Source organism: Caballeronia choica, from assembly GCF_001544535.1.
Lineage (GTDB): Bacteria > Pseudomonadota > Gammaproteobacteria > Burkholderiales > Burkholderiaceae > Caballeronia > Caballeronia choica.
Genome location: NZ_FCON02000014.1, coordinates 96,895 through 105,209, shown reverse-complemented (window position 1 = coordinate 105,209; position 8,315 = coordinate 96,895). Strand labels below are relative to the sequence as shown.

General features: G+C 63.4%; 8 protein-coding genes. 1 reads left to right on the top strand and 7 read right to left on the bottom strand.

Annotation, left to right across the window (positions count from 1 at the left end; all coding sequences use genetic code 11):
* Positions 1-268: 268 nt before the first annotated feature.
* Positions 269-1,537, bottom strand: a complete 1,269-nt coding sequence (locus AWB68_RS09210; protein WP_087644047.1) for a Zn-dependent hydrolase — start codon at positions 1,535-1,537, stop codon at positions 269-271.
* A 348-nt stretch (positions 1,538-1,885) separates the two neighbouring features.
* Between AWB68_RS09210 and AWB68_RS09205 the strand changes: the two genes are divergently transcribed.
* Complete coding sequence (locus AWB68_RS09205; protein ID WP_087644046.1) at positions 1,886-2,584, top strand: TetR/AcrR family transcriptional regulator; 699 nt, start codon at positions 1,886-1,888, stop codon at positions 2,582-2,584.
* 60 nt (positions 2,585-2,644) lie between these two features.
* On the opposite strand, the gene AWB68_RS09200 is transcribed toward AWB68_RS09205, so the two are convergent.
* The 6 genes from AWB68_RS09200 to hutH all read right to left on the bottom strand — a co-directional run bounded on the left by AWB68_RS09200 (position 2,645) and on the right by hutH (position 8,191).
* Positions 2,645-2,965: a DUF4148 domain-containing protein gene (locus AWB68_RS09200; protein WP_087644045.1), complete on the bottom strand. Its 321-nt coding sequence runs from the start codon at positions 2,963-2,965 to the stop codon at positions 2,645-2,647.
* A 190-nt stretch (positions 2,966-3,155) separates the two neighbouring features.
* Complete coding sequence (hutG, locus tag AWB68_RS09195; protein WP_087644044.1) at positions 3,156-3,959, bottom strand: N-formylglutamate deformylase; 804 nt, start codon at positions 3,957-3,959, stop codon at positions 3,156-3,158.
* A gap of 35 nt (positions 3,960-3,994) precedes the next feature.
* Positions 3,995-5,374 (bottom strand): formimidoylglutamate deiminase, encoded by a 1,380-nt coding sequence (locus AWB68_RS09190; protein ID WP_087644043.1) that lies wholly within the window; start codon positions 5,372-5,374, stop codon positions 3,995-3,997.
* Entirely contained in the window at positions 5,371-5,970 is a 600-nt protein-coding gene (locus tag AWB68_RS09185; protein WP_087644042.1) for a HutD/Ves family protein, read from the bottom strand. The genes AWB68_RS09190 and AWB68_RS09185 overlap by 4 nt, the downstream gene beginning before the upstream one ends.
* Entirely contained in the window at positions 5,970-6,665 is a 696-nt protein-coding gene (gene hutC / locus AWB68_RS09180) for a histidine utilization transcriptional repressor HutC (protein WP_087644041.1), read from the bottom strand. Before hutC ends, AWB68_RS09185 begins: the two co-directional genes overlap by 1 nt.
* Positions 6,662-8,191: a histidine ammonia-lyase gene (gene hutH, locus AWB68_RS09175; protein ID WP_087644040.1), complete on the bottom strand. Its 1,530-nt coding sequence runs from the start codon at positions 8,189-8,191 to the stop codon at positions 6,662-6,664. The genes hutC and hutH overlap by 4 nt, the downstream gene beginning before the upstream one ends.
* Positions 8,192-8,315: the final 124 nt, after the last annotated feature.

The window sequence follows — 8,315 nt, the reverse complement described above, 5'->3', positions numbered from 1 at the left end:
CGCGCCTTTTCTACATGCCAACAACGATGAAACCCCGCTAACGACACTCCCCCGGTTGGACCACTCCGACATAACGGTCTAGCGGCGCATGGCAAGGATTGGCGGTGGGAAGCTGCTTTCTTTGCTTACTTTCTTTGCAGCAGCAAAGAAAGTGAGTCCCGCCCCGGACAGGGGCAGAGCAAATAAACCAAAACCAAAACAAGTTCAACAGGAGCGCAAAAACATCAAACGGCGTAAACCTCACCCCCAAGCGCCAGCGACCCAAAAATCACGAGGCGCGCTCAAGCATCGCGTGCAGCAAGACATTCGCCCCTGCTTCGATCCATTCCTGCGACGCATCCTCGATCTCGTTATGACTGATGCCATCGACGCAAGGCACGAACACCATCGACGTCGGCGCGACTTGCGACAGGTAGCAGGCATCGTGTCCCGCCCCCGACACCATGTCGCGATGCGAATAGCCAAAACGTTCAGCCGCAGCACGCACGGACTTCACACAAGCCGCATCGAACGCGACGGGCGCGTAATAGAAGATCTGTTCGAGCTGCGTTTCAAGCCCAATGCCACCCGCGATGCGCGCGACGCCTTCACGCAACGCGGCGTCCATCTGCGCAAGCACGGCATCCTCGGGATGACGGAAGTCCACCGTGAAGAACACGCGTCCCGGAATCACGTTGCGCGAATTCGGATGGACCTGCATCATGCCGACCGTCGCGCAAGCGAGCGGCGCATGATCGAGGCCGATGCGGTTCACGAGGTCCACCACGCGCGACGCGCCAAGCAACGCGTCCTTGCGACGCGGCATCGGCGTCGGGCCCGCATGCGCTTCCTGGCCCGTCAGCGTGATCTCGTACCAGCGCTGGCCTTGCGCGTCGGTGACGACACCGATCGTCTTGTTCTCGGCTTCGAGAATCGGACCCTGCTCGATATGCAGTTCGAACGCGGCATGCAGTTGACGGCCGCCGCATGGCACATCGCCCGCATAGCCGATGCGCTTCAGTTCCTCGCCAATCGTCTTGCCGTCCACGTCCTTGCGCGAGAGACCATAGTCGAGCGTGAACACGCCGGCGAATACGCCCGACGCCACCATCGCCGGCGCGAAGCGCGAGCCTTCCTCGTTGGTCCAGATCACGACTTCGACCGGATGCTCCGTTTCGATCGCGTGATCGTTGAGCGCGCGGATCACTTCGAGTCCGCCGAGCACGCCGTAGATGCCGTCGAAGCGACCGCCCGTCGGCTGCGAATCCGCATGAGAGCCGGTCATGACCGGCAACGCGTCGGGGTTGCGTCCCGCGCGGCGCATGAACACGTTGCCCATCTGATCGACGTTGACCGTGCAACCCGCTTCCTTCGCCCAGCTCACGATGAGATCGCGGCCCTCTTTGTCGAGGTCGGTCAGTGCAAGACGGCAGACGCCGCCTTTCGGCGTCGCGCCGATTTTCGCCATCGTCATCAGGCTGTCCCACAGGCGCTGGCCGTTCACCTTGATCGACGTATCGAGTCCAGCCTTTCCGATTGCATCCGTTACCGCGTTCATTCGGCTCGCTCCTTTGAATCGTATGTGAGTGACGTGAAACTGGTGCATCCGCGTAGCGTTGTGGGGCGCCTTCGCACGTACCCGGTGCACGTTTTTTCTTTCTAAGGGATGATCCTGATGCTGCCTCTGCCTGCTTGTTGAATCCTGTCCACTTGGACAGGTTGTATCCGATTAAAATGAGCAAATCAACGTCTTTTGTGTCCGGACGTACAGAGCGAGAAGCGTGCCATTGCGATGCAGCATGGCGTTTTTGGACAGCACCATTTGCCTGCCGCGCAGCGCTGCGGCAAGTGGCCGAAGTGAACGGACCCAGGCACGGCGCGGCATTCGAACCGCGCGAGGCACACGATGAAACACGACGAAGCGGCAGCAGACAATCCGGAAACCGACAATGCGCGAGCACCTTTGCGGCGCCGCAAGGCACACATCCGCGAATCGAACGAAGCGCATCTTCTGGCGTGCGCGGAGGCCGTTTTCGCCGAGCGCGGACTCGAAGGCGCGAGCACCGCGATGATCGCTGAACGCGCTGGCTTACCGAAAGCGAACCTGCATTACTACTTCCCTACGAAGCTGGCGCTTTATCGGCGCGTGCTCGAAGACCTGTTCGAGGACTGGCATCGCGCGGCCGATACGTTCGAATGCAGCGACGATCCGGTGGAAGCGATCGGTGGCTATGTGCGCGCGAAGATGGAGTTGTCGAGGCGCCGGCCGCTCGGCTCGAAAGTGTGGGCGAGCGAGATCATCCACGGCGCGGAGCACATGCAGGAGATCCTGAAGGAACGCGTGAAGCCCTGGCTCGAAACGCGCGTGATCGTGATCGAAGGCTGGATCGCGCGTGGACTGCTTGCACCGACCGACCCCGAAACGCTGATGTTCATGATCTGGGCGACGACCCAGCACTACGCGGACTTCGACGCGCAGATCCGCGCGCTAAAAGGCAAGCGCGCGCTGACGCAAAAGGCGTTCGATGCCGCGACCGAAGATGTCGTGCGGCTCGTGATTCGCGCTTGCGGGGCGGTGTCGCCTGGCGATGCGGCGCGCAAATGAAAATCGCCTGCCGCTTTGAAGCGGCAGGCGATTCTTTTGAAACTTCGCTCAGTTGCAGGCTTAGTGGCCGAAGTACACCGAATTCACCGGGTTCGGCGTAAGCGTTGCGGCACGCTGGCCCGAAGCCGAACTACCCGACGTCGAAGCACCATAGCCGCTTGTGCTGTTGCCCTGTTGCGCGCTCACGCGAGCTTCGGCAGCCTGAATGTTCTTCGGATAGTCGACGCGGTCGGTACTCGGGTTGTAACCCGCCTTTTCCAATTGAACCAGGTCGGCGCGGACTTCGGCGCGGGTCACAGGCGCGTTGTCTTGCGCGAATGCGAAAGCCGGTGCGGCCAGAGCCGAAGCGAGGACCAGTGCGGGAACGAATGACTTGAACATGATGAACCTCCAGTAATCTTGTTTTGAAGTGCCGAAACGAACCGGAAAGCTTTTATTCAGTTTCTGATTCGCTTCGCATGAAAACAAGTTTAGGTGGCGGGCGCCTTGGGGAAAACCCCACATTGCGCTAAACATCATTGTCTGTTTCACAATAATCGCGGCCAACGCCTATGGAGGCGGTTGGTGCGTTCTATGAGGCGCGGACTTGGTCCAGCGCGGCCGTCACAAGCCTTTCAAGCAACGGCTGGACTTGCGATGCGCGCGCTTCGTCGTAGGCGTAAGGCATCGATTCCTGCATGTACGTGCACTGCGTCAGTTCCAGTTGCACCGCGTGCACGCCGTCGGCGGGTTGCCCATAGCGCCGCGTGATATAGCCGCCCTTGAAACGACCGTTCGCTATCGTCGTGTAGCGCCCGTCCTTCGCGACGATCTCCGCGAGCGCTTCGGCTACGCCGGCAACGGCGGTCGTGCCATCGGCGGTGCCGAAGTTGAAGTCCGGCAGACGGCCCTCGAAGAAGCGCGGCACGACCGAACGAATCGAATGCGCTTCCCATAGCAGCACGCGGTCGTGCTTCGAGCGCAGGTCGGCGAGTTCCTGCGTCAACGCATCGTGATACGGCTGCCAGTAAGCCGCGCGTCGGGCATCGATATGCGCGCTGTCAGGCTCGCGGCCCGGCTGGTAGAGCGGTTCCTTGTCGAAGGTATCGATGGGGCACAGGCCCGTCGTGTCGCGGCCGGGATAGAGGTTCGCGTTATCGGGCGGCCGGTTCAGGTCGATCACGTAGCGACAGTATTCCGGTAGCAGAATCGATGCGCCCATGCCCTTTGCAAACGCATACAGGCGCTCCAGATGCCAGTCGCAATCGTCGACGCGTTGCGCGACCGGCGTCATGTCGGCGGCGAGCGTTTCGGGGATGCGCGTACCCCGGTGCGGAATCGAAATCAGGAGCGGCGCGGTGCCGCGTTCGAGCGTGTAGATCGGCGAATCATTCATTTTCGTGGTCGTCCCGGTTCGTAGCCGTCACGCGTTTAGCGCAGGAGTTCGCCCAGCGCCGAGCGATAGTGCGCGAAGGCTTCTTCCTCATCCGCGTGACGGCGTGCATCGATCACTTTACGCCCGCCGACGTAGACGTCGCGGATCGGTGTCTCGCCGTGTTCGCCGAACACGATGCTGGAGAGCCACGTCTCCCGGTCATGGCCCGCGATGCCCGGATGATTCGCATCGAGGACCAGCCAGTCCGCGCGCTTGCCCGCCGCGAGCGCGCCGATCGCGCGGCCGCTCGCATGTGCGCCGCCGTCGAGCGAGGCGTCGAACAGACGATCGGCGGGACGGCTTTGCGTGGCCGATGCGAGCACGTTGCGCTCACGGCGCGCGAGACGCTGGCCGTATTCGAGCAACCGCAGTTCCGAACGCCAGTCCACGCCGATATGGCTGTCCGAGCCGAGGCCGATGCGCCCGCCCGCATCGAGATAGTCCCGCGCCGGAAAAATGCCGTCGCCGAGATTGGCTTCGGTCGTGAGGCACAGGCCCGCCGTCGCACCGCTCGCGGCAAGACGCGCGCATTCGTTCGCATCGACGTGCGTGGCATGCACGAGGCACCAGCGTTCATCCACCGCGAAGCGATCGAGCAGCCACTCCACCGGGCGCTGCCCGTTGGCGGCGAGACATGCATCGACCTCGGCGGTTTGCTCCGCGATATGGATATGCACCGGCGCGCGGTCGAAGCGCGCATCGAGCCCTTCGAGCAGGGTCGAAAGCGATTCGCCCGATACCGCCCGCAACGAATGCGGCGCGGCGCCATAGCGGCGCGCGCCGTTTTCGGGCCGCGCGTGACGCAGCGCATCGAGCAGGTCGAGCAGTTGTTCGGGCGTGTTGAGGAAACGCCGCTGATCGTCGCGTGGGGCGCCCTCGTTGAAGCCGCTGTACTGGTACAGCACGGGCAGCATCGTCATGCCGATGCCCGCGCGCTCCGCCGCATCGACGACGCACTGCGCCAGTTCCGCGCGGTTCGCGTAAGGCGTGCCGGCGCTTCCATGATGCACGTAGTGGAATTCGCAGACCGACGTGTAGCCCGCCTTCAGCATCTCGATGTAGAGCCAGCGAGCAATCGCGGCAAGCGACTCGGGACCGATCTTCGCGGCAAAGCGATACATCAGGTCGCGCCAGCTCCAGAACGTGTCGGTTGCGCTCGCGCGGTATTCGGTGAGTCCCGCCATCGCGCGCTGGAACGCATGCGAATGCAGGTTCGGCATGCCGGCGATGACCGGCCCGCCGACACGCGGCGTGTTCGGTGGTCGGTTGCTGTCCGGTGTGACGGCCAAGAGCGCGCCTGCCTCGTCCCATTCAAGCAGCACGTCGCGCTGCCAGCCGTCGGCGAGACGCGCGTGGTCGGCGAAAAGAGTGTTCATCGTGAGTGGTCCGTTGTTGCGATGCCGATCTGCAGCCACGACGTGTCCGGCTGCGCGCATGTCACGTCGCAGTGACGCGCGTCCGATGCGTCGAGGCGCAAGGTGTCGTCGGGTTGCAGGATGATGCGGGCGCCGCCATCGAGCGTGACGTCGAGCTGGCCCTGCACGCAGAAGATGAGCGTGAGGCCAACGTCATCGGTGAGAGAAACGCTCGTCGTGGAGCGATGCGCCTGAATTGTCGCCGTTGCCCGATCTCGCCGCACCATCACGTTGAAGTCGCGCGTGGGGCCGTTGTCGAGCGTGGCGTCGATCGGCGTTTCGCCCGCGAACGATGCCATCGCGAGCGGCTGGGTCAATGCGTGCACGCGTCCGCTCGCTTCGTGCAGATGCATGCCGGCGCCTTCGAGCAGGACCAGCGTGCGGTCGATATCGGCGAACCGGGAAAACGCGCCCGCCACATCGACATTCGCGATGCTCAGGCGCCATGTGAAAGCATCGAGCGCCGCGCCTTTCGGTTCGGCGTCGATTTCGCGCGTCACGCCGCCACCGTTTTTCCAGGGCATCGGCACGAGCGACTCGCCGCGGATCAGGTTCATCAGAAGTGCCCGGTGAATTGATAGCGGTCGCCGGGATGCCAAAGGTTCGCCACCGACGCCACCGCATCCCGCGACCACGTGCGCCGATGCAGCAGCAGACACGGCTCATGCTCCTTCATCGCAAGCGAATGGCGCGTCGCCTCCGAAGGAACCGCCGCTTCGATGCGGTACTCCACGCGTTGCAGCGGCGCCGCGACCATCAGGTACTGGTTCGGCGTGATCGTCGTGAAGTCCTGCCGCGCGTATTCGGGCGCGAGCGCGGGATTCACATGCCGCTCTTCGATCTGCACGGGCTGCTCGTTTTCGAAGTGCAGCAGGCGCGAATGAAACACGGGACTGCCTATCGGGAGCTGCATTTCATCGGCGAGCACTTCATCGACGATCGACGCGCCCAGATGCAGCACGTCAGCGCGATATGTGTGACCGCGCGCGACGATTTCATCGGAGATGCTGCGAATCTCGACGAGCGTCGACGCATATTTCGGCTGCGCGACGAACGTGCCCGCGCCCTGCACGCGCGTGAGGATCTGCTCTGCCGTCAGTTCGCGCAGCGCGCGGTTCACCGTCATGCGCGCAACCTTGAACTCGCGCGCCAGTTCGTTTTCGGAGGGCACCTGGTCGCCCTCCCTCCACTCGCCGATGTGAATGCGCGTCAGGATGTAGTCCTTGATCTCCTGATAGGCAGGCGTGTTCATGCAGGCTGTTCCGACTCGAACGAAAACGGACTGTGCTTCGCGATGTCACCGTCCTGCACCAGCGTCGCGACGGCCGCGATGTCGGGGGCGAAATAGTGGTCGAGATCGTAGTGCGCGACTCGCGCGCGCAGCGTCTTCATCACTTCGGCGAGCAGCGGGCTGGTCTGGTGCGGCGCGCGCAAGTCGACGCCCTGCGCCGCCGCGAGCAGTTCGATCGCGAGGATGTGGGCCGTGTTGCTTGCGATGTCGCCCAGCTTGCGGGCCGCGAACGTCGCCATCGAAACGTGGTCTTCCTGGTTCGCCGAGGTCGGCAGCGAATCGACCGAAGCCGGATGCGCGAGCGTCTTGTTCTCGGAGGCGAGCGCGGCCGCCGTCACGTGGGCAATCATGAAGCCGGAGTTGACGCCGCCATCGCGCACGAGGAACGGGGGCAGGCCCGAAAGCGTCGCGTCGATCAGCAAGGCGATGCGGCGTTCGGCCAGCGCCCCGATTTCAGCGGCGGCGAGCGCGAGGTTGTCGGCGGCGAACGCGACCGGTTCCGCGTGGAAATTGCCGCCCGAAAGAACTTCGCCGGTGTCAGGGAAAATCAGCGGATTGTCGGAGACGGCATTCGATTCCATCAGCAGCACTTGTGCCGCATGGCGCATCTGGTCGAGGCACGCGCCCATCACTTGCGGCTGGCAGCGCAGGCTGTACGGGTCCTGCACCTTGTCGCAATTCGCATGCGACAGGTTGATGCCCGAGCCCTTCAGCAACGTGCGGTAAGCCGCCGCCGCCTCCATCTGCCCGCGATGCCCGCGCAATTCGTGGATGCGCGCATCGAAAGGCACGACCGACCCTTCCGCCGCATCGACCGAGAGCGAGCCCGCTACCAGGCCGGTGCGGAACAGGTCTTCGATCGCGAACATGTTGTAGAGCGCGAGCGCCGTCGATGCCTGCGTGCCGTTGAGAAGCGCCAGGCCTTCCTTCGCCTGCAACGTCATGGGCTTGAGACCCGCGACGCTCAGGCCGTCCACCGCGCTCGCACGTTCACCGCGAATCGTGACCTCGCCGATGCCGAGCAGCACCGTCGACATGTGCGCGAGCGGCGCGAGATCGCCGGATGCGCCGACCGAGCCCTTCACCGGGATGATCGGCAGCACATCGGCGTTGAACAGCGTGATGAGCACGTCGATCACTTCGCGGCGGATGCCGGAATGACCGCGCCCGAGGCTGGAAAGCTTCAGCGCCATCAGCAAACGAACGACCGGTCGCGACATCGGCTCGCCCACGCCGACCGCATGCGACAGCACGAGATTGCGCTGCAGCAGTTCGAGCTGGTCGGCGGGAATGTGCGTGCTCGCGAGCCGTCCGAAGCCCGTGTTGATGCCGTAGGCGGGCTTGCCCTTGGCGGCGATGTCGGCGACGGTCTTCGCGCTCGCGTCGATCGCGGCGAAGCTCGCCGGGTCGAGTTCCAGCGAGTCGGAACCGCGTGCGATCTGGCGCAGTTGCGGCAGGGTCAGAAATCCGGGTGTCAGCTTGATCATGGCTCATCCTGTCTATACAAGTCAGCGCCCAGTCTAAACGGCTCTTATCTTATAAACAAGAGGGTCCTAGGGAATCTACTGAGGACCGATGTTTTAAGTTGTCTATACAGATTTGGGGATTTAA

Coding starts and splice junctions, on each gene's coding strand:
- AWB68_RS09210 (WP_087644047.1), bottom strand. CDS start 1,537: ATGAACGCGGTAACGGATGCAATCGGAAAGGCTGGACTCGATACGTCG.
- AWB68_RS09190 (WP_087644043.1), bottom strand. CDS start 5,374: ATGAACACTCTTTTCGCCGACCACGCGCGTCTCGCCGACGGCTGGCAG.
- AWB68_RS09205 (WP_087644046.1), top strand. CDS start 1,886: ATGAAACACGACGAAGCGGCAGCAGACAATCCGGAAACCGACAATGCG.
- AWB68_RS09200 (WP_087644045.1), bottom strand. CDS start 2,965: ATGTTCAAGTCATTCGTTCCCGCACTGGTCCTCGCTTCGGCTCTGGCC.
- hutG (WP_087644044.1), bottom strand. CDS start 3,959: ATGAATGATTCGCCGATCTACACGCTCGAACGCGGCACCGCGCCGCTC.
- hutH (WP_087644040.1), bottom strand. CDS start 8,191: ATGATCAAGCTGACACCCGGATTTCTGACCCTGCCGCAACTGCGCCAG.
- hutC (WP_087644041.1), bottom strand. CDS start 6,665: ATGAACACGCCTGCCTATCAGGAGATCAAGGACTACATCCTGACGCGC.
- AWB68_RS09185 (WP_087644042.1), bottom strand. CDS start 5,970: ATGAACCTGATCCGCGGCGAGTCGCTCGTGCCGATGCCCTGGAAAAAC.